Source organism: Staphylococcus casei (assembly GCF_030294405.1).
In the GTDB taxonomy this organism is placed as follows: domain Bacteria; phylum Bacillota; class Bacilli; order Staphylococcales; family Staphylococcaceae; genus Staphylococcus; species Staphylococcus succinus.
The window spans coordinates 1716786-1737223 of record NZ_CP125718.1 but is presented as its reverse complement, the minus strand read 5'-3'; the positions used below and the strand labels follow the sequence as shown (position 1 = coordinate 1737223).

Genomic DNA, 20438 nt, shown 5'->3' with positions numbered 1-20438 from the left:
CTATGAAGCCAACAATTAAAGACATAAAGGCTATGTTACAGACTATAGAAACCAAGGAAGAATTGGATAATCTCATTATTAATAATGATGAAAGAAAAGGCGTCCAAAGTGCGATTGTGAGCAGACGAAAAGAATTAGATAAACAACAATTACTATTGGAAAATTATAAAGTCATGTCACGTTTTGAAAATGAAATATTGGCACAAGACAGTGAAGCTTTGATTTGTGGCATTGATGAAGTAGGGCGTGGACCTTTAGCTGGACCTGTAGTAGCTTGTGCAGTAATTTTAAATAAAGATCATCATTTTACAGGGCTTAATGATTCAAAACAATTATCGGCTACTAAAAGACAAATTTTAGAGCGCCAATTATTAGATGATGTTTATGCCTATGCGTATGGTTATGCTACGGTAGAAGAAATTGATGAAATTAATATTTACGAAGCGACAAAGCTTGCAATGGAAAGAGCAATATCAGGCTTAAGCGTTAAACCGACACATTTACTTATAGATGCAATGACATTAAATGTAGATATTCCACAAACCTCAATAATTAAAGGTGACGCAAAAAGTATTTCAATTGCTGCAGCAAGTGTACTAGCTAAAGAACATAGAGATAGATATATGCGAAATTTAGCAGTGAAATGCCCAGGTTATGGTTTTGAAAAAAACGTAGGGTATGGCACGCAACAGCATTTAGAAGGAATTAAAAAGTACGGCATTTTAAATGAACACAGAAAGACTTTTGAACCAATTAAATCGCTTAAAAGTTAATGTGCAAATTAAAAGAATTAAAAGAAGTGTACTTAATCAGTTTACAATAGCGCTTTCATTTCTTATAATTGATTATGAACTTAACCTAAGAAACAGGAGGATGGAGAATGAATATCCACGAGTATCAAGGTAAAGCAATATTTCGTTCTATGGGCGTTGCTGTCCCAGAAGGGCGTGTAGCATTTACTGCTGAAGAAGCGGTAGAAAAAGCAAAAGAATTAAATTCAGATGTATACGTAGTGAAAGCTCAAATACACGCTGGGGGTAGAGGTAAAGCAGGCGGCGTTAAAATAGCTAAATCACTTTCTGAAGTTGAAACTTATGCAAATGAATTAATTGGTAAGACACTAGTAACGCATCAAACTGGCCCTGAAGGTAAAGAAATTAAACGCCTTTACATAGAAGAAGGCTGTGATATTCAAAAAGAATATTATGTTGGTTTTGTTATTGATCGTGCAACTGACAAAGTTACTTTGATGGCATCTGAAGAAGGTGGAACAGAAATCGAAGAGGTTGCTGCTCAAACACCTGAAAAGATTTTCAAAGAAACAATTGATCCAGTTGTCGGTTTAGCACCGTATCAAGCAAGAAGAATTGCTTTCAATATTAATATTCCTAAAGAATCAATTAATAAAGCAGCTAAATTTTTAGTATCACTTTATAATGTATTCATTGAAAAAGATTGTTCAATCGTTGAAATTAATCCACTTGTTACAACAGGTGATGGTAACGTTTTAGCGTTAGATGCGAAATTGAATTTTGATGATAATGCATTATTCAGACATAAAGATATCCAAGAATTACGCGACTTAGAAGAAGAAGATCCAAAAGAAATCGAAGCTTCTAAGTATGATTTATCATATATTGCTTTAGATGGAGATATTGGTTGTATGGTTAATGGTGCTGGTCTAGCTATGGCAACTATGGATACAATCAATCACTTCGGTGGAAATCCCGCAAACTTCCTTGACGTAGGGGGCGGCGCAACTAAAGAAAAAGTCACAGAAGCATTTAAAATTATCTTAGGTGATGAAAATGTTAAAGGTATTTTTGTTAATATCTTTGGTGGCATTATGAAATGTGACATTATTGCAGAAGGCATTGTGGCTGCAGTTAAAGAAGTAGAACTGACTTTACCACTTGTTGTTCGTTTAGAGGGTACAAATGTGGAAAGAGGTAAAGAAATTCTTAAGGAATCAGGATTAGCAATTGAACCAGCTGCAACTATGGCAGAAGGCGCACAAAAAATCGTAAAACTTGTTAAAGAAGCGTAAGGAAAGGATGGGAGCACTAAGATGAGCGTATTTATTGATAAAAATACAAAAGTAATTGTACAAGGTATCACAGGGTCAACTGCCCTTTTCCATACACAACAAATGCTTGAATATGGTACACAAATTGTTGCTGGGGTAACGCCTGGTAAAGGTGGACAAGTTGTTGAAGGCGTGCCAGTATTCAACACTGTAGAAGAGGCTAAAGAAGAAACAGGTGCTACAGTATCTGTAATTTATGTACCTGCGCCATTTGCAGCAGATGCAATCTTGGAATGTATTGAAGCTGACTTAGATTTAGCGATTTGTATTACAGAACATATTCCTGTTATTGATATGATTAAGGTTAAACGTTATTCAGAAGGTAAGAAAACACGTGTCGTGGGACCAAACTGTCCAGGTGTTATTACTGCTGACGAATGTAAAATTGGAATTATGCCAGGATATATTCACAAAAAAGGTCATGTGGGCGTAGTATCTCGTTCAGGTACATTAACTTATGAAGCTGTACATCAGTTAACTGAAGAAGGTATTGGCCAAACTACAGCTGTAGGTATTGGTGGAGATCCAGTTAATGGTACAAACTTTATTGATGTACTGAAAGAATTCAATGAAGACGATGAAACTAAAGCAGTTGTTATGATTGGAGAAATCGGTGGTACTGCTGAAGAAGAAGCGGCTGAATGGATTAAAGAAAATATGACAAAACCAGTAGTAGGTTTTGTTGGTGGTCAAACGGCCCCTCCTGGTAAACGTATGGGCCATGCTGGTGCGATTATTTCAGGCGGTAAAGGTACTGCCGAAGAAAAAATTAAAACACTTAACAGTTGTGGTGTTAAGACAGCAGATACGCCGTCAGAAATTGGTACAACGCTAATAGAAGCGGCTAAAGAAGCAGGCATTTACGAGCAATTATTAACTGTAAAACAATAAGTTTTAGTATCTAGTAGCGCAAATTCCGAAAATATGTCGGAGTTTGCGCTATTTTAAGTGTATTTTTACGAAAGTCATGGAAATATGATTAGGTTAAACCGTTAAAATTATTATATATAGTAGAAAATCAGTTGCCAGCATAGCTATCAGACAATGATGTATTGGTTTCAGTCGATCGTTTTAAGTAGTTAAGTGAATATTTGATATTGTAGGTTTACAATAACTGCTATTTGATTAAATTTATAATTACTCTTTAAAAAAGTATTAAATTCATACATAAAATGTTGTCTTAATGTAACTTTAAAAGGCTTCTTAACCTTATATAATAAATGGTAAAAGGAGTTTTTTATGAAAGAATACCAATTTTTAAAACTACGTTTTTCTGGATTGACTACACAGCAAATAAGACAATTTTTAAAAGGTTATCCTTATTTCTTAGAGTGTAATAAAATTGAACAACATGATTTACTCAAACAGTTTTTATCTATTTTAAATGTTAGACGTAAAACGCATATATATAATCAATTTGTAAATTACAATGTTGAACAAATCTTATTACAAATGCAACAGTGGCGTGTAGATTATATACCAATTACACATCCTCATTACCCTCAATTGCTACGGGAAATTTACGACCCTCCATATATACTTTTCTACAAAGGAAATATATCTTTATTACAATCACCACACACATTGGCAGTTATTGGTTCAAGAAATGCTACTCAATATACAGATAAAGCATTATGCTATCTTTTTCCTTCATTTAAAAAAGTGAACATGACAATTGTTTCAGGTTTAGCTAAAGGTGCTGACTATAAGGCACACCGATATGCGTTAAGTATGGATATACCTTCTATTGCTGTGCTAGGTTTTGGACATTTGTATCATTATCCTAAAGAAACACAAAAGATTAGAAATCAACTTGAAGTTGAAGGGCTAGTGATAAGCGAATACTTACCAAATCAAACGCCACAAAAATATTATTTTCCTGAACGAAATAGATTAATTAGTGGATTATCCAAAGGCATATTAATTACAGAATCTAAGTCAATGAGTGGCACACGTATTACGACTCATTGCGCCTTAGAACAAAATAGAGAAGTATATGTTTTGCCAGGATCTATGTTTAATGAATTGACTAGGGGTAATTTATTGAGTGCACAAGAAGGTGCGAAAATTGTTTTGAGACCAAGTGATATTATAAATGACTTTCTTTAAAAATATGTATATATACATAGAAAAACAAAATAAAAAAATACATAGAAAAAGTGTGAACGTCAACATTGAGGGAATCATGATTATATGAAATTAAGACAGCGATAAATGATGAGGTAAAATGATAATGAAAATTAAAAACATTGACAAAAACAAAATACACCGTTTATCATTTATCTTTGTAATTAGAAATGCAAGGGGGTAACTACTTTGGCAGAAAATTTAGTCATAGTTGAATCGCCTGCAAAAGCTAAAACCATTGAAAAATATTTGGGTAAAAAATATAAAGTTATCGCATCGATGGGGCATGTTAGAGATTTGCCTCGTAGCCAAATGGGTGTAGATGTAGACAATGATTATGAGCCAAAATATATTACGATACGCGGCAAAGGTCCAGTTGTAAAAGAACTTAAAAAACATGCTAAAAAAGCAAAAAAAGTTTTCTTAGCTAGTGACCCTGACCGTGAAGGTGAGGCAATTGCTTGGCATTTGGCGAACATATTAAATTTAGAAGATTCAACGGAAAATAGAGTAGTGTTTAATGAAATCACTAAAGAGGCAGTGAAAGATAGTTTCAAACATCCAAGAGGTATAGAGATGAATCTTGTTGATGCACAACAAGCACGTCGTATGCTCGATCGTTTAGTAGGCTATAACATTTCGCCAGTCTTATGGAAAAAAGTTAAGAAAGGTTTGTCAGCAGGGCGTGTGCAATCTGTTGCATTAAGGCTAGTCATTGATCGTGAAAATGAAATTAGAAACTTTAAGCCTGAAGAATATTGGAAACTAGAAGGTGAGTTTAGATATAAAAAGTCAAAATTCAATGCTAAATTCCTTCATTTAAAAAATAAACCGTATAAATTAACTAAAAAAGAAGATGTTGATAAAATTACAACACAGTTAGATGGGGATCAATTTGAAATTACTAAGGTAGCGAAGAAAGAAAAGACACGCTATCCTGCTAATCCCTTTACGACATCTACTTTACAACAGGAAGCAGCACGTAAGTTGAATTTCAAAGCACGTAAAACTATGATGTTGGCACAACAATTGTATGAAGGTATTGATTTGAAAAGACAAGGTACTGTTGGTTTAATCACTTATATGCGTACTGACTCAACGAGAATTTCAGATCAAGCTAAATCAGAAGCTAAAGGTTATATACAAGAGACTTATGGTGAAGATTATACGTCTAATCGTAAAGCTAAAGGCCAGGGCGATCAAGATGCCCATGAAGCCATTAGACCTTCAAGTACATTACGTACACCAATTGAAATGAAAGATTATCTTACACGTGATCAACACAGATTATACAAACTCATTTGGGAACGCTTTGTAGCGAGTCAAATGGCACCTGCAATCTTAGATACTGTTGCTTTAGATTTAACTCAAAATGACATTAAGTTCCGTGCCAATGGTCAAACAATTAAATTTAAAGGCTTTATGACATTATATGTTGAAACGAAAGATGATAGTGAAGGCGGTAATGAAAACAAATTGCCTAATGTTGAAGAAGGCGAAATGGTTACTGCGACAAACATAGAATCATCTCAACATTATACTCAGCCGCCACCACGCTTTACTGAAGCACGATTGGTTAAAACAATGGAAGAGCTAAAAATTGGACGTCCGTCTACTTATGCGCCAACAATTGACACAATCCAAAAGAGAAACTATGTTAAAAATGAAAGCAAACGTTTTGTGCCTACTGAATTAGGCGAAATCGTACACGAACAAGTAAAAGACTATTTCCCAGAAATCATCGATGTTGACTTTACTGTGAATATGGAGACGTTACTAGATAAAGTGGCTGACGGTGAAATTGGTTGGAAAAAAGTAATTTCTGATTTTTATAGTAGTTTTAAGCAAGATGTGGAACGTGCAGAAGCAGAAATGGAAAAAATTGAAATTAAAGACGAGCCCGCCGGAGAAGATTGTGAAATTTGTGGATCTCCGATGGTTATTAAAATGGGACGCTATGGTAAATTTATGGCGTGTTCCAATTTCCCTGACTGCCGTAATACAAAAGCGATTATTAAAACGATTGGTGTGACTTGCCCGAAATGTAAAGAAGGCGATGTCGTTGAACGTAAATCTAAAAAGAATCGTATTTTCTATGGTTGCTCAAAATATCCAGAATGTGATTTTGTTACATGGGATAAACCAATAGGTCGTGATTGTCCTAAATGTGATCATTACTTAGCTGAGAAGAAACAAGGGCGTAAGAGTCAGGTTGTTTGTTCAAATTGTGAATACAAAGAAGAAGAACAGAAGTAATATCGAATAAATAGCTGAATAATATATTTTAGCAATTATAAAGTTTTAATAGTTATATGAGCAACTTACGACATATATTTATAATGTAAATGACTGTATTTATGATTATGGTATTTTGTCGTAGTTGCTATTTTTAATGTATAGGAGGAAATAAAATGACTCAAACTGTCAACGTAGTAGGCGCTGGATTAGCAGGTTCTGAAGCAGCATATCAATTAGCTCAAAGAGGCATAAAAGTAAATTTATTTGAAATGAGGCCTGTAAAACAAACACCAGCGCATCATACAGATCAATTTGCAGAACTCGTATGCTCTAACTCTTTACGTGGTAATGCTTTAACAAATGCAGTAGGCGTATTGAAGGAAGAAATGAGACGTTTGGATTCTCTTATTATAAGCGCGGCAGACAAAGCTAGAGTACCAGCAGGAGGAGCGCTAGCGGTCGATCGTCATGATTTTGCAGGATATGTGACTCAAACGCTAAAGAATCATCCGAATATAACTGTAGTAAATGAAGAAATCAATAGTATTCCTAAAGGTCAAACCATTATTGCGACAGGACCACTAACAACAACGAACTTAGCAAACGAAATAGTTGAAGCTACAGGAAAAGATCAGTTATATTTTTATGATGCAGCAGCACCAATTATTGAAAAAGAAAGTATAGATATGGATAAAGTATACTTGAAATCTCGTTATGATAAAGGGGAAGCAGCATATTTAAATTGTCCTATGACCGAAGAAGAATTCAATGCATTTTATGATGCAGTACTAGAAGCAGAAGTGGCTCCGGTCAATGAATTTGAGAAAGAAAAATACTTTGAGGGATGTATGCCGTTCGAAGTTATGGCTGAACGTGGTCGCAAAACCTTGTTGTTTGGACCAATGAAACCAGTAGGACTAGAAGACCCTAAAACAGGAAAGCGTCCATTTGCAGTTGTCCAATTAAGACAAGATGATGCAGCAGGTACACTTTATAATATTGTAGGATTTCAAACGCATCTGAAATGGGGCGCTCAAAAAGATGTCATTCGTCTTATCCCAGGCTTAGAAAATGTAGAAATTGTTAGATATGGTGTGATGCATAGAAATACATTTATTAACTCACCAGATGTGTTATCAGAAACATATCAACTTAAAGGCAGAGAAGAGTTATACTTTGCCGGTCAAATGACTGGAGTTGAAGGATATGTTGAAAGTGCGGCAAGTGGTTTAGTGTCTGGCATTAATTTAGCACATAAATTAAAAGATAAAGGGGAAGTTATATTTCCTAGAGAAACTATGATAGGCAGTATGGCATATTATATTTCTCACGCTAAGAACGAAAAGAATTTTCAGCCTATGAATGCTAATTTTGGATTGTTGCCAACTTTAGAACATCGTATTAAAGATAAAAAAGAACGATATGAAACATTAGCGAACCGTGCGTTGTCTTATTTAGATAATTATAAACAAACACTATAAAAGTTTGATAAATTTAGGTGATTTCCGAAAATTTTGAAAATTTGACACAATTAAATAGTTATTTTTAGCAGTCCCCTCCCACAATATGCTACAATTCTTATTGATGGAGGGGTTTTTATTGGAAGAAATCCAGCAGGCATATTTATATATGTTAAAAGTTGAAAAACAATTTTCAGAACATACTTTGAAGTCATATCATGATGATTTAGAACAATTCAATGCGTTTTTAAGTCAAGAATATTTGGAGTTATCTGCATTCGAATATAAAGATGCAAGAAACTATTTAAGTTTTTTATATTCAAAAAACTTGAAAAGAACTTCTGTTTCCCGTAAAATTTCTACGCTGAGAAGTTTTTACGAGTATTGGATGACTCAAGATGAACAAATTATCAATCCATTCATTCAACTCGTACATCCAAAGAAGGAACAATATTTGCCACATTTTTTCTATGAAGAAGAAATGGAAGCATTATTTGACACTGTTGAAAAAGACCCCAAAAAAGGATTAAGAGACAGAGTGATTTTAGAATTACTTTATGCAACAGGCATAAGGGTCTCAGAATTAGTTCATATAAAAGAGCGGGATTTAGATATGAATTTACCTGGAGTAAAAGTACTGGGTAAAGGTGGAAAAGAGCGATTTATCCCATTTGGTGAGTTTTGTAGGCAAAGTATTGAGCGATATATAGAGTCATTCAAACCTAAAATGAATAAAGCACACTCATATTTACTAGTAAATATGAATGGGGCGCCCATTACAGAACGAGGTGTCCGTTATGTGTTGAATGATGTTGTAAAACGTACAGCTGGTGTCACAGATATTCACCCGCATAAATTACGACATACATTTGCGACACATATGCTTAATCAAGGAGCGGATTTACGTACTGTACAATCATTGTTAGGTCATGTGAATTTATCGACGACAGGCCGTTATACACATGTGACTAATGATCAGCTAAAAAAAGTATATTTAAATGCACATCCTCGTGCAAAAAAGGAGAATTGAATTATGAGTACATCTATTCATGCGACGACGATTTATGCAGTTCAGCATAATGGCCATTCAGCAATGGCAGGAGATGGACAGGTTACGCTTGGTGAGCAAGTGATTATGAAAAAGACTGCAAGAAAAGTAAGACGTTTATATAACGATAAAGTCTTAGCGGGATTTGCTGGTAGTGTGGCAGATGCCTTTACATTATTTGAAAAATTCGAAACTAAATTACAACAATTCGGTGGTAATTTGGAAAGAGCAGCTGTAGAGCTAGCACAAGAATGGAGAGGTGACAAACAACTTCGTCAATTGGAAGCTATGCTTATTGTGATGGATAAAGATTCTATCCTTGTTGTAAGTGGTACGGGTGAAGTTATTGCTCCAGACGATGATTTGATAGCTATTGGTTCGGGCGGTAATTATGCGTTGAGTGCGGGTAGAGCATTGAAACGTCATGCTACCAATTTAACTGCCAAAGAGATGGCGTATGAAAGCTTAAAAGTAGCTTCAGATATTTGTGTATTTACAAATGACCAAATTGTGGTTGAAGAATTATAAATAAAGTAAGAAAAGACGTATAATTTTTAAATATTAGGATATAGTAAAAGCAATTCATAAATGTAATTACAAATTTGGTTACTAATGTTTAGAATGACAGAAATTATAATTACGGAGGTAATTTATATTATGGAGTCAAATGGTATTAAATTAACACCAAAAGATATCGTTTCAAAATTGAATGAATATATCGTTGGGCAGGATGACGCAAAACGTAAAGTAGCCATCGCATTAAGAAATAGATATAGAAGAAGTTTACTAATCGAAGAAGAAAAAAAAGAGATTGCACCTAAAAATATTTTGATGATTGGTCCAACTGGTGTCGGCAAAACAGAAATTGCACGCCGCATGGCTAGAGTAGTGGGCGCGCCTTTTATTAAAGTTGAAGCGACCAAGTTTACTGAAGTAGGTTATGTAGGACGCGATGTTGAAAGCATGGTGAGAGATTTAGTAGATGTATCCGTAAGATTAGTGAAAGAGCAAAAGAAAGCGCTAGTTGAAGACGAAGCAAAAGACAAAGCAAATGAAAAATTAGTGAAACTTTTAGTTCCGAGTATGAAGAAAAAAGCTAACCAAAATAATAATAACAATCCTTTAGAGTCATTGTTTGGTGGTTCAATGCCGAACTTCGGACAAAATAATGACGAAGAGGAAGAAGCACCAACTGAAGATGTTAAGACCAAACGTTCTGAAATCAAACAACAGTTATTAAAAGGTGAATTAGAAGATGAAAAAGTACGTTTGAAAGTAGAACAAGACCCAGGTGCTATGGGGATGTTAGGGACAAATCAAAATCAACAAATGCAAGATATGATGAGTCAATTGTTACCTAAGAAGAAAGTTGAAAGAGAAGTCCCTGTTAAAACAGCACGTAAAATATTAACAGATGAATTCGCTGACGAATTAATTGATCAAGAATCTGCAAACCAAGAAGCGATAGACCTTGCTGAGCAAATGGGCATTATATTTATTGATGAAATTGATAAAGTGGCAACGAGTAATCAAAATTCAGGTCAAGATGTCTCTAGACAAGGTGTGCAAAGGGACATTTTACCGATTCTTGAAGGTAGCATGATTCAAACTAAATATGGTACTGTTAGTACTGAACATATGCTGTTTATTGGTGCTGGAGCGTTCCACGTGGCTAAACCAAGTGATTTAATTCCTGAGTTACAAGGTCGTTTCCCAATTCGTGTTGAATTAGAAAGTCTTTCAATAGAAGATTTCGTACGAATCTTGACGGAACCTAAATTATCACTGATCAAACAATATGAGGCGTTACTTAAAACTGAGCAAGTCACAGTCAATTTTACTGATGAGGCAATTAAACGTTTGGCAGAAATTGCGTTTCAGGTAAACCAAGATACTGATAACATTGGTGCACGTCGATTGCATACAATTTTAGAAAAAATGCTTGAAGATTTATCGTTCGAAGCGCCGAGTATGCCGCATGCGGTTGTAGATATTACGCCACAATATGTAGATGATAAATTGAAAACAATTTCAACAAATAAAGATTTAAGTGCGTTTATTTTATAATATAAATGAAAAAGGAGAAGGAATATGAGCTTATTATCGAGAACGAGAGAATTAAATACACTTTTGCAAAAGCATAAAGGCATAGCAGTAGACTTTAAAGATATGGCACAAACGATAAGTAGTGTAACTGTAACAAACGTGTTTATCGTTTCAAGAAAGGGTAAAATCTTAGGTTCTAGCTTGAATGAATTACTAAAAAACGAACGTATTATTCAAATGCTAGAAAATCGTCATATCCCAACAGAATATACAGACAAATTAATGGATGTAAGAGAAACACAATCTAATGTTGATATTGAAAATGTATTAACGGTATTTCCACCTGAAAACAAAGATTTATTTAAAGATAGTAGAACAACTATCTTCCCAATCTTAGGTGGTGGAGAAAGATTAGGTACACTTGTACTGGGACGTGTTCAAGATGATTTCTCTGAAAATGATCTTGTGCTTGGTGAATATGCGGCAACAGTCATTGGTATGGAAATCTTACGTGAGAAACATAATGAAGTAGAACAAGAAGCGAGAGATAAAGCTGCAATTAGTATGGCAATTAATTCATTATCATATTCAGAAAGTGAAGCAATTGAACATATCTTTGAAGAATTAGGCGGCAAAGAAGGCTTGCTTATCGCTTCAAAAGTTGCAGATAGAGTTGGCATTACACGTTCAGTTATCGTAAATGCTTTACGTAAACTTGAAAGCGCGGGTGTTATTGAATCACGTTCACTCGGTATGAAAGGTACATTTATCAAAGTGAAAAAAGAAAAATTCTTAGATGAATTAGACAGAATTAAGTAACATAAATGAATTAAAACATTGAGCGAATACTATATATAAAAGAACGACTGAATTGTGTTGTTTAGTCGTTCTTTAAATATGTATAAATCAAACGCAAAACTATTGATTCATAAGAGTGAATATGATATATTTATTCACGGCTATTAAACCAATACACACATAAAAAGTGAAAGTATGAAGGGTGCGATCGTGTTTTTATCGTGTTTGTACGAGCTTTTTGTGGAGGTAATTAACCAATAGGAGGAATTTTATTATGGCAGTAATTTCAATGAAACAATTGCTAGAAGCAGGTGTTCACTTCGGTCACCAAACACGCCGTTGGAACCCAAAAATGAAAAGATACATTTTCACTGAAAGAAACGGTATCTATATTATCGATTTACAAAAAACAGTGAAAAAAGTAGAAGAAGCTTATAACTTCATTAAACAAGTATCAGAAGATGGCGGAAAAGTTTTATTCGTTGGTACGAAAAAACAAGCACAAGATTCAGTTAAAGCTGAAGCAGAACGTGCTGGTCAATTCTACGTTAACCAAAGATGGTTAGGCGGAATCTTAACTAACTATAAAACAATTTCTAAACGTATCAAACGCATCTCTGAAATTGAAAAAATGGAAGAAGATGGCTTGTTCGAAGTATTACCTAAAAAAGAAGTTGTAGAACTTAAAAAAGAATACGACCGTTTAATTAAATTCTTAGGCGGAATTCGTGATATGAAATCAATGCCTCAAGCATTATTTGTAGTTGATCCTCGTAAAGAGCGCAACGCAATTGCTGAAGCACGTAAATTACACATCCCTATCGTAGGTATCGTGGATACAAACTGTGATCCTGATGAAATTGATTACGTTATCCCGGCTAACGATGATGCTATTCGTGCCGTTAAATTATTAACTGGTAAAATGGCAGATGCAATCTTAGAAGGTCAACAAGGTGTATCAAATGAAGAAGTAGCAGCAGAACAAAACATTGATTTAAAAGAATCAACTGAAGCTACTGAAGCAGAAACAACTGAAGAAAACACTTCTGTTGAATCAAACTAAGAATAATGTAAAATGGGTGATAAGGTAAATAGGCTTATCACCTTTTTTTTAAGATAAATTTATTAAAATTCATTAAATGATGGAGGAATATAAAATGGCAATTTCAGCTAAACTTGTAAAAGAATTACGTGAAAAAACTGGTGCAGGCATGATGGACTGTAAAAAAGCACTAACAGAAACTGATGGTGACATCGATCAAGCGGTTGACTACTTACGTGAAAAAGGTATCGCAAAAGCGGCTAAAAAATCAGACCGTATTGCAGCAGAAGGCCTTGTACATGTTGAAGAAAAAGGTAATGAAGCAGCAATCGTAGAAATTAACTCAGAAACAGATTTCGTTGCTCGTAACGAAGGTTTCCAAGAATTAGTTAAAGAAGTTGCTATCCAAGTATTAGATTCTAAAGCTGAAACAGTAGAAGCGTTATTAGAAACTACTTTGCCAAATGGTAAAACAGTTGATCAACGCATCAAAGAAGCTATCTCTACAATTGGTGAAAAATTAAGCGTACGTCGTTTCGAAGTTAGAACTAAAACTGATAATGATGCTTTTGGTTCTTATTTACACATGGGTGGACGCATTGGTGTTTTAACTGTAGTTGAAGGTTCAACTGACTCAGAAGCTGCTAAAGATGTAGCTATGCACATTGCTGCGATTAACCCTAAATATGTTTCATCAGAACAAGTTAGTGAAGATGAAATCGCACACGAAAGAGAAGTTTTAAAACAACAAGCTTTAAATGAAGGTAAACCAGAAAATATTGTTGAAAAAATGGTAGAAGGCCGTTTACGTAAATATTTACAAGAAATCTGTGCCGTTGACCAAAACTTTGTAAAAGATCCAGACCAAACAGTTGAAGCTTTCTTAAAATCAAAAGGTGGCAAACTTGTTGACTTCGTACGTTTCGAAGTAGGCGAAGGTATGGAAAAACGCGAAGAAAACTTTGCGGATGAAGTAAAAGGACAAATGAAATAATTTTTCATAGTTAGATCAAGGAAGAAGACACCTTTTGTGCTCCGTATGAAAGATTTACTTTTGTATTGGAAGACCTATTGTGTCTTCTTTACTTGTATCAATTACATATTTTTACAATAGAGAGGATAAGACAATGGCTCAAACTTCTAATTACAAACGTGTTGTTTTAAAATTAAGTGGCGAAGCATTAGCAGGAGACGAAGGTTTTGGAATTAATCCAATTATTATTAAGAGTGTAGCTCAACAAGTTGCTGAAGTCGCAAAAATGGATTGTGAAATTGCAGTAATCGTTGGTGGTGGCAATATTTGGAGAGGTAAAACAGGTAGCGATTTAGGTATGGATCGTGGAGCTGCTGATTACATGGGAATGTTAGCTACAGTAATGAATGCTTTAGCTTTACAAGACAGTCTTGAGCAACTCGAGTGTGATACACGTGTTTTAACTTCAATTGAAATGAAACAAGTTGCAGAACCGTATATTCGTCGTCGTGCTATAAGACATTTAGAGAAAAAACGTGTAGTTATTTTTGCGGCTGGTATCGGTAATCCTTACTTCTCTACTGATACGACAGCAGCGTTACGTGCGGCTGAAGTTGAAGCTGATGTTATCTTAATGGGTAAAAATAATGTTGATGGTGTTTACTCTGCTGATCCAAAAGTGGATCCAGATGCAGTTAAATATGAACACCTTACTCATATTCAAATGTTACAAGAAGGTTTACAAGTAATGGACTCAACAGCATCTTCATTCTGTATGGATAACAATATTCCATTGAATGTATTCTCTATTACTGAAGAAGGTAATATTAAACGTGCTGTTATGGGTGAAAAAATAGGAACTTTAATAACAAAATAATCAGAGGTGTATGACAATGACTGACATTATTAATGACACGAAATCAAAAATGCAAAAATCTATAGATAGTCTTTCAAGAGAATTAGCTAATATCAGTGCTGGTAGAGCCAATTCAAACTTATTAAACGGTGTAAATGTAGATTACTATGGTGCGCCAACACCAGTACAACAACTTGCGAGCATTAGTGTACCGGAAGCGCGTTTACTTGTTATTGCACCATACGATAAATCTTCAGTGGCTAACATTGAAAAAGCAATTAATGCAGCTAATTTAGGCGTTAATCCTTCTAGTGATGGCGAAGTGATTCGTATAAGTATCCCAGCATTAACAGAAGAACGTCGTAAAGATTTAGTTAAAGATGTTAAAAAAATTGGTGAAAATGCAAAAGTTGCAATACGTAATGTACGTCGTGATTCAAATGACGAGCTTAAGAAGCAACAAAAAGACGGCGACATCACTGAAGATGATTTAAAAGGACAAACAGATGATGTTCAAAAACTTACTGACGATTCAATTAAAAAAATTGATAGCTTATTAGAAGAAAAAGAAAAAGATATTATGTCAGTATAAACATGGTAAAAATGATTATACTTCAAACTTCACTTCAAATTACGTAAATTATTACGGTTTTAACTTGAAGTTTGAGGTGTTTCATATATTTATCTGAACTGTATCAAATCAGACTTTGGTACAGTTTTTTTATTTGTTTATTCAATGCGCTTATCTAGTATGATAAAATGGTAGATAAATGTATCTAGAACTTATTATAATAAACAGAGATGATCACGCTCGGAGGAAATACCATGTTTAAAAAGTTAAAAAAGCAGAAAAAAAATCAGCCTAATCAATCCGATTTTGATTTAGATTTACATAATATACCTGAACATGTTGCTATCATTATGGATGGTAATGGACGATGGGCAAAACAAAGAAAATTGCCTAGAATCCAAGGGCATTATCAAGGTATGCAAACGGTAAAAAAAATCACTATGGAAGCTAGTGATATAGGAATCAAGTATTTAACGTTGTATGCGTTCTCTACAGAAAATTGGGCAAGACCGAAAAATGAGGTCAATTATATCATGAACTTGCCTGTTAACTTTTTAAAAACTTTTCTACCAGAGTTGATAGAAAATAATGTTAAAGTAGAGACGATTGGTTTTATGGAACATTTACCAACATCTACATTAAAAGCGATTGAAAAAGCAAAAGAAGATACTAAAGATAATACTGGATTAAAATTAGTCTTTGCTATTAATTACGGTGGTCGTGCTGAAATTGTACATAGTGTAAAATCATTATATGATAAATTGTCTGAGGATGGTTTAACGAGCGATGATATTACAGAAGAAATGATTAATGATCATTTGATGACGCACAATTATCCAGATCCTGAGTTACTTATCAGAACTTCTGGAGAACAACGTATTAGTAATTTCCTAATTTGGCAAGCATCCTATAGTGAGTTTATATTTAACGAAAAACTATGGCCGGATTTTGACAAAGAAGAATTAATAAATTGCATTAAAATTTATCAGTCTCGCCAACGACGCTTTGGTGGATTATAAATAGTTAGGAGAAAAGTATGAAAGTTAGAACTTTAACGGCAATCATCGCACTTATCGTTTTCCTCCCTATATTGTTAAAGGGTGGATTTAGTCTAATTTTATTTTCATATTTATTAGCATTCATAGGATTAAAAGAATTGCTTAATATGAATATGATTAAGTTCTTATCTGTTCCAGGTATTATAAGTGCATTAGGCATTTTGATTATTATGTTACCTCAAGATGCTGGAGCATGGGTAAGTGCTTTACAGTTAAAATCATTAATTGCTATGAGCTTTATTTTATTAAGTTATACAGTACTTTCTAAAAATAGATTCAGTTTTATGGATGCTGCATTTTGCCTAATGTCTATTGCATATGTTGGAATTGGATTTATGTATTTGTATGAAACGAGATCTGAAGGTATACATTACATACTTTTTGCATTTTTAGTAGTTTGGTCTACAGATACGGGTGCATATCTTTTTGGTCGTTTAATGGGTAAACATAAATTATGGCCAGTTATAAGTCCAAATAAAACCATCGAAGGTTTTGTTGGGGGGCTAGTATGTAGTTTAATCATCCCATTGGTGATGATTATGTTTGTAGATTTTAATATTGCAACGTGGATATTACTGATACTTACAATAATATTAAGTATGTTTGGGCAGTTAGGTGATTTAGTAGAATCAGGCTTCAAACGTCATTTTGGTGTTAAAGATTCTGGGCGCTTATTACCTGGACATGGTGGTATTTTAGACCGCTTCGATAGCTTTATGTTTGTATTACCATTATTAAATATCTTTTTAATTCAAATGTAATTTTAAATTTAATGTGCAAAGTACAACTGTATACAAAAAAATGGGAGTTAATGAAGTAATATATCTAAGCGATTATAGGCTGTTATATTATTAATTAACTCTTTTTGATAAGTTAATTAATCATTAGCAGTCAGAGTATTTACTTTTATATTAGATTAAAGGGTGTTTAAATAGGTTAAAGTTGCGTGTGTCTGTTAGACTAGTTGTGTTATACTTTTATAACCTAAAGTGGCAAATATTATAGTTATTTCAACACTTGATTTAATATATTGCGCATTAGTAATCAATTTATTCCGAAAATATGAGGTGTATTTAATTGAGTTTTCTAGTAACAATTATTTCTTTTATAATCGTATTTGGCGTCCTTGTATCTGTGCATGAATATGGACATATGTTCTTTGCTAAAAGAGCAGGAATTATGTGCCCTGAATTTGCAATAGGCATGGGCCCTAAAATATTTAGTTTTAGAAAAAATGAAACGCTGTATACTATAAGATTATTACCGGTTGGTGGTTATGTACGTATGGCTGGTGATGGTTTAGAAGAACCCCCCGTACAACCAGGTATGCATGTGAAAATTAAAGTGAATGATAAAGACGAAATTACACATATCATTTTAGATGATCAACACAAATTTCAACAAATCGAAGCTATAGAAGTAAAACAATGTGATTTTAAAGATGGTTTATATATTGAAGGCATAACGGCATATGATCAAGAAAGACATCGTTATCCAATTGCCGATAAATCATACTTCGTTGAAAATGGTAGTTTAATACAAATTGCACCAAAAGATCGACAATTTACTTATAAAAAACCATATCAAAAATTCTTAACGTTGTTTGCTGGACCGCTTTTCAATTTCTTACTTACATTAGTATTATTTATTGGTCTAGCATATTATCAAGGTACACCAACAAACTCCGTTGATGAAGTTGCCAAAGATTCACCTGCGGCACAGGCAGGATTGAAATCAGGTGATACAATTGTTAAGTTGGGAAGTCATAAAATTAACAATAAAGACGATATAGATCAAGCGGTTAGTGAAATTAAAGATCAAAAGACGAAGTTAACAGTTGAGCGCAATGGCAAACAACAAACTGTTGACATTAAACCTAAAAAAGTAGAACAGAAAGTAACTAAAACACATTCAGAAACCAAATATTTATTAGGTTATCAAGCAGGTACTGAACATACAGTATTCAAGCCAATTATTTCTGGACTAGAACAAACAGTAACAGCAGGAAAACTAATTTTCACTGCTATTTTAAGCATGATTGCTAGTATTTTTACAGGCCAATTTTCATTCGACATGTTAAACGGACCAGTAGGTATATATCACACCGTCGATTCCGTTGTTAAAACTGGCATAATTAATCTGATTTCTTGGATGGCATTATTAAGTGTGAACTTAGGCTTAATGAATTTATTACCAGTACCAGCACTAGATGGTGGTCGAATCTTATTTGTAATATATGAAGCAATTTTTAGAAAACCAGTAAACAAAAAAGCAGAAACAACAATTGTTGCAATAGGTGCAGTATTTGTATTAATTGTTATGGTTTTAGTGACTTGGAATGATATCCAACGCTATTTCTTATAATTGAGAGGAGCATTTTCGAAATGAAACAGTCAAAAGTATTTATACCTACAATGAAAGAGGTGCCAGCAGGCGCTGAAGCATTGAGTCATCGCTTACTATTAAAAGCAGGACTAATAAAACAAAGTACGAGTGGTATTTATAGTTATTTACCATTGGCAGCAAGAGTATTAAATAATATCGAAGAGATTATTAGAGAAGAAATGGAAAGCATTGATGCGGTTGAAATATTAATGCCTGCATTACAACAATCAGAATTGTGGGAAGAATCTGGTCGTTGGGATGCTTATGGACCAGAATTAATGCGCTTGAAAGATAGACATGGACGTGAGTTTGCACTTGGACCAACGCATGAAGAGGTAGTCACTTCAATTGTTCGTGATGAATTGAAATCATACAAACAATTACCTTTAACATTGTTCCAGATTCAATCAAAATTTAGAGATGAAAAACGACCTCGTTTTGGATTATTACGTGGTAGAGAATTTATCATGAAAGATGCATATTCTTTCCATGCTGATGAAGATTCATTAGATGCAACTTATGAAGACATGTATGGTGCATATGATCGTATATTCAAACGTGTAGGCATCAATGCTAGACCTGTCTTAGCAGACTCAGGAGCTATTGGTGGAAGCCATACACATGAGTTTATGGCTTTAAGTGAAATAGGAGAAGACACGATTGTTTATAGTGAAGAAAGCGATTATGCTGCTAACATTGAAAAAGCAGAAGTTGTTTATTATCCAAATGAAAAACATGATGAAATAAAACCATTAACTAAAATAGAAACACCTCATATACAGACAGCAAAAGCACTTGCAGATTTCTTAGAAAAACCATTAGATGAAATTACTAAATCAATGATATTCAAAGTTGAAGGCGAATTTATTATGGTATTGGTCCGTGGACATCATGAAATTAATGACATTAAATTAAAAGCGTATTTCAAAACTGATAATATTGAATTTGCAACAGAAGATGAAATTGTGAATCTATTAGGTGCTAAACCTGGTTCATTAGGTCCGATATTTGATAAAGAAGTGAAAATCTATGCAGATAACTTTATTAAGGATTTGAATAATATTGTTGTAGGCGCAAATGAAGATGGTTATCACTTTTTAAATGCGAATGTAGGTAGAGATTTCGTTGTAACTGAATACGGAGATTTCAGATTCATCTTAGAGGGCGAGCCGCTATCTGATGGTTCAGGTGTAGCTCATTTTGCAGAAGGTATTGAAGTTGGCCAAGTATTTAAACTTGGGACAAAATATTCAGAATCGATGAATGCTACATTTTTAAACAACCAAGGTAAAGCACAACCATTATTAATGGGTTGTTATGGAATAGGTGTCTCAAGAACGTTGAGTGCAATTGTAGAACAAAATAATGATGAAAATGGAATTATATGGCCTAAATCAGTTACACCATTTGATTTACATTTAATCACAATTAATCCTAAAAAAGATGATCAACGCGAATTAGGGGATCAATTATATGCACAGTTGAAAGAAAACTATGATGTGTTATATGATGATAGAAAAGAACGTGCTGGCGTGAAGTTTAATGATGCAGATTTAATTGGCTTGCCGATACGTGTAATGGTAGGTAAAAATGCAGCAGAAGGTATCGTAGAAGTGAAACGACGTGATACAGGTGAGAGCGATGATGTGCATGTCGATAACTTAATTAACCATGTCAATCAATTGTTCACAAGTATATAAGCTGCAGCAAGATTTGCAACAATTTGTTATAATTAAGAAAGAAAAATAGT

Annotated in this window: 18 protein-coding genes; all 18 read left to right on the top strand. The window is 34.0% G+C overall.

Features of this window, described 5'->3' with window-relative positions; genetic code table 11:
* Positions 1-2 precede the first annotated feature (2 nt).
* Positions 3-773, top strand: a complete 771-nt coding sequence (gene rnhB, locus QMO72_RS08395; protein ID WP_103267730.1) for a ribonuclease HII — start codon at positions 3-5, stop codon at positions 771-773.
* Positions 774-880: 107 nt separating this feature from the next.
* Positions 881-2047 (top strand): ADP-forming succinate--CoA ligase subunit beta, encoded by a 1167-nt coding sequence (gene sucC / locus QMO72_RS08390; protein ID WP_073504606.1) that lies wholly within the window; start codon positions 881-883, stop codon positions 2045-2047.
* Between the two features lie 21 nt (positions 2048-2068).
* Complete coding sequence (gene sucD, locus QMO72_RS08385) at positions 2069-2977, top strand: succinate--CoA ligase subunit alpha (RefSeq protein WP_103267731.1); 909 nt, start codon at positions 2069-2071, stop codon at positions 2975-2977.
* Between the two features lie 348 nt (positions 2978-3325).
* A complete protein-coding gene (gene dprA, locus QMO72_RS08380; protein WP_103266803.1) occupies positions 3326-4195 on the top strand; it encodes a DNA-processing protein DprA in 870 nt (289 codons plus the stop codon).
* A gap of 207 nt (positions 4196-4402) precedes the next feature.
* The gene (gene topA, locus QMO72_RS08375; protein ID WP_103266801.1) at positions 4403-6469 is read left to right on the top strand and encodes a type I DNA topoisomerase; all 2067 of its coding nucleotides are present in this window, start codon (positions 4403-4405) and stop codon (positions 6467-6469) included.
* Positions 6470-6624: 155 nt separating this feature from the next.
* Positions 6625-7932, top strand: coding sequence for an FADH(2)-oxidizing methylenetetrahydrofolate--tRNA-(uracil(54)-C(5))-methyltransferase TrmFO (trmFO, locus tag QMO72_RS08370; protein WP_103266800.1), 1308 nt, complete (start codon positions 6625-6627; stop codon positions 7930-7932).
* Between the two features lie 118 nt (positions 7933-8050).
* Entirely contained in the window at positions 8051-8941 is an 891-nt protein-coding gene (xerC, locus tag QMO72_RS08365; protein ID WP_103266799.1) for a tyrosine recombinase XerC, read from the top strand.
* Positions 8942-8944: 3 nt separating this feature from the next.
* The gene (gene hslV / locus QMO72_RS08360; protein ID WP_046836246.1) at positions 8945-9487 is read left to right on the top strand and encodes an ATP-dependent protease subunit HslV; all 543 of its coding nucleotides are present in this window, start codon (positions 8945-8947) and stop codon (positions 9485-9487) included.
* A 129-nt stretch (positions 9488-9616) separates the two neighbouring features.
* Positions 9617-11026, top strand: coding sequence for an ATP-dependent protease ATPase subunit HslU (gene hslU, locus QMO72_RS08355; protein WP_103266797.1), 1410 nt, complete (start codon positions 9617-9619; stop codon positions 11024-11026).
* A 24-nt stretch (positions 11027-11050) separates the two neighbouring features.
* Entirely contained in the window at positions 11051-11824 is a 774-nt protein-coding gene (gene codY, locus QMO72_RS08350; protein ID WP_069824241.1) for a GTP-sensing pleiotropic transcriptional regulator CodY, read from the top strand.
* 253 nt (positions 11825-12077) lie between these two features.
* Positions 12078-12866 (top strand): 30S ribosomal protein S2, encoded by a 789-nt coding sequence (rpsB, locus tag QMO72_RS08345; protein ID WP_046836249.1) that lies wholly within the window; start codon positions 12078-12080, stop codon positions 12864-12866.
* A 94-nt stretch (positions 12867-12960) separates the two neighbouring features.
* Positions 12961-13839, top strand: coding sequence for a translation elongation factor Ts (gene tsf / locus QMO72_RS08340; protein WP_103266795.1), 879 nt, complete (start codon positions 12961-12963; stop codon positions 13837-13839).
* A gap of 133 nt (positions 13840-13972) precedes the next feature.
* Positions 13973-14695, top strand: a complete 723-nt coding sequence (pyrH, locus tag QMO72_RS08335; RefSeq protein ID WP_103266793.1) for a UMP kinase — start codon at positions 13973-13975, stop codon at positions 14693-14695.
* Between the two features lie 16 nt (positions 14696-14711).
* Positions 14712-15266 (top strand): ribosome recycling factor, encoded by a 555-nt coding sequence (frr, locus tag QMO72_RS08330; protein ID WP_103266791.1) that lies wholly within the window; start codon positions 14712-14714, stop codon positions 15264-15266.
* Positions 15267-15499: 233 nt separating this feature from the next.
* Positions 15500-16264 carry an undecaprenyl pyrophosphate synthase gene (gene uppS, locus QMO72_RS08325; RefSeq protein ID WP_069824239.1) on the top strand — a complete coding sequence of 255 codons (765 nt, stop codon included), beginning with the start codon at positions 15500-15502 and terminating at the stop codon, positions 16262-16264.
* 17 nt (positions 16265-16281) lie between these two features.
* Positions 16282-17064, top strand: a complete 783-nt coding sequence (locus tag QMO72_RS08320) for a phosphatidate cytidylyltransferase (protein WP_069824238.1) — start codon at positions 16282-16284, stop codon at positions 17062-17064.
* A gap of 316 nt (positions 17065-17380) precedes the next feature.
* Positions 17381-18667: an RIP metalloprotease RseP gene (gene rseP / locus QMO72_RS08315; RefSeq protein WP_103266790.1), complete on the top strand. Its 1287-nt coding sequence runs from the start codon at positions 17381-17383 to the stop codon at positions 18665-18667.
* A gap of 20 nt (positions 18668-18687) precedes the next feature.
* Positions 18688-20388 (top strand): proline--tRNA ligase, encoded by a 1701-nt coding sequence (locus QMO72_RS08310; RefSeq protein ID WP_103266789.1) that lies wholly within the window; start codon positions 18688-18690, stop codon positions 20386-20388.
* The last annotated feature ends 50 nt before the right edge of the window (positions 20389-20438 follow it).

What these genes read in the sequence shown, in the direction of transcription:
- QMO72_RS08310 (WP_103266789.1), top strand. Translation starts at nt 18,688, where the DNA reads ATGAAACAGTCAAAAGTATTTATACCTACAATGAAAGAGGTGCCAGCA.
- dprA (WP_103266803.1), top strand. Translation starts at nt 3,326, where the DNA reads ATGAAAGAATACCAATTTTTAAAACTACGTTTTTCTGGATTGACTACA.
- hslU (WP_103266797.1), top strand. Translation starts at nt 9,617, where the DNA reads ATGGAGTCAAATGGTATTAAATTAACACCAAAAGATATCGTTTCAAAA.
- rnhB (WP_103267730.1), top strand. Translation starts at nt 3, where the DNA reads ATGAAGCCAACAATTAAAGACATAAAGGCTATGTTACAGACTATAGAA.
- sucC (WP_073504606.1), top strand. Translation starts at nt 881, where the DNA reads ATGAATATCCACGAGTATCAAGGTAAAGCAATATTTCGTTCTATGGGC.
- pyrH (WP_103266793.1), top strand. Translation starts at nt 13,973, where the DNA reads ATGGCTCAAACTTCTAATTACAAACGTGTTGTTTTAAAATTAAGTGGC.
- codY (WP_069824241.1), top strand. Translation starts at nt 11,051, where the DNA reads ATGAGCTTATTATCGAGAACGAGAGAATTAAATACACTTTTGCAAAAG.
- QMO72_RS08320 (WP_069824238.1), top strand. Translation starts at nt 16,282, where the DNA reads ATGAAAGTTAGAACTTTAACGGCAATCATCGCACTTATCGTTTTCCTC.
- trmFO (WP_103266800.1), top strand. Translation starts at nt 6,625, where the DNA reads ATGACTCAAACTGTCAACGTAGTAGGCGCTGGATTAGCAGGTTCTGAA.
- rpsB (WP_046836249.1), top strand. Translation starts at nt 12,078, where the DNA reads ATGGCAGTAATTTCAATGAAACAATTGCTAGAAGCAGGTGTTCACTTC.
- hslV (WP_046836246.1), top strand. Translation starts at nt 8,945, where the DNA reads ATGAGTACATCTATTCATGCGACGACGATTTATGCAGTTCAGCATAAT.
- tsf (WP_103266795.1), top strand. Translation starts at nt 12,961, where the DNA reads ATGGCAATTTCAGCTAAACTTGTAAAAGAATTACGTGAAAAAACTGGT.
- uppS (WP_069824239.1), top strand. Translation starts at nt 15,500, where the DNA reads ATGTTTAAAAAGTTAAAAAAGCAGAAAAAAAATCAGCCTAATCAATCC.
- frr (WP_103266791.1), top strand. Translation starts at nt 14,712, where the DNA reads ATGACTGACATTATTAATGACACGAAATCAAAAATGCAAAAATCTATA.
- sucD (WP_103267731.1), top strand. Translation starts at nt 2,069, where the DNA reads ATGAGCGTATTTATTGATAAAAATACAAAAGTAATTGTACAAGGTATC.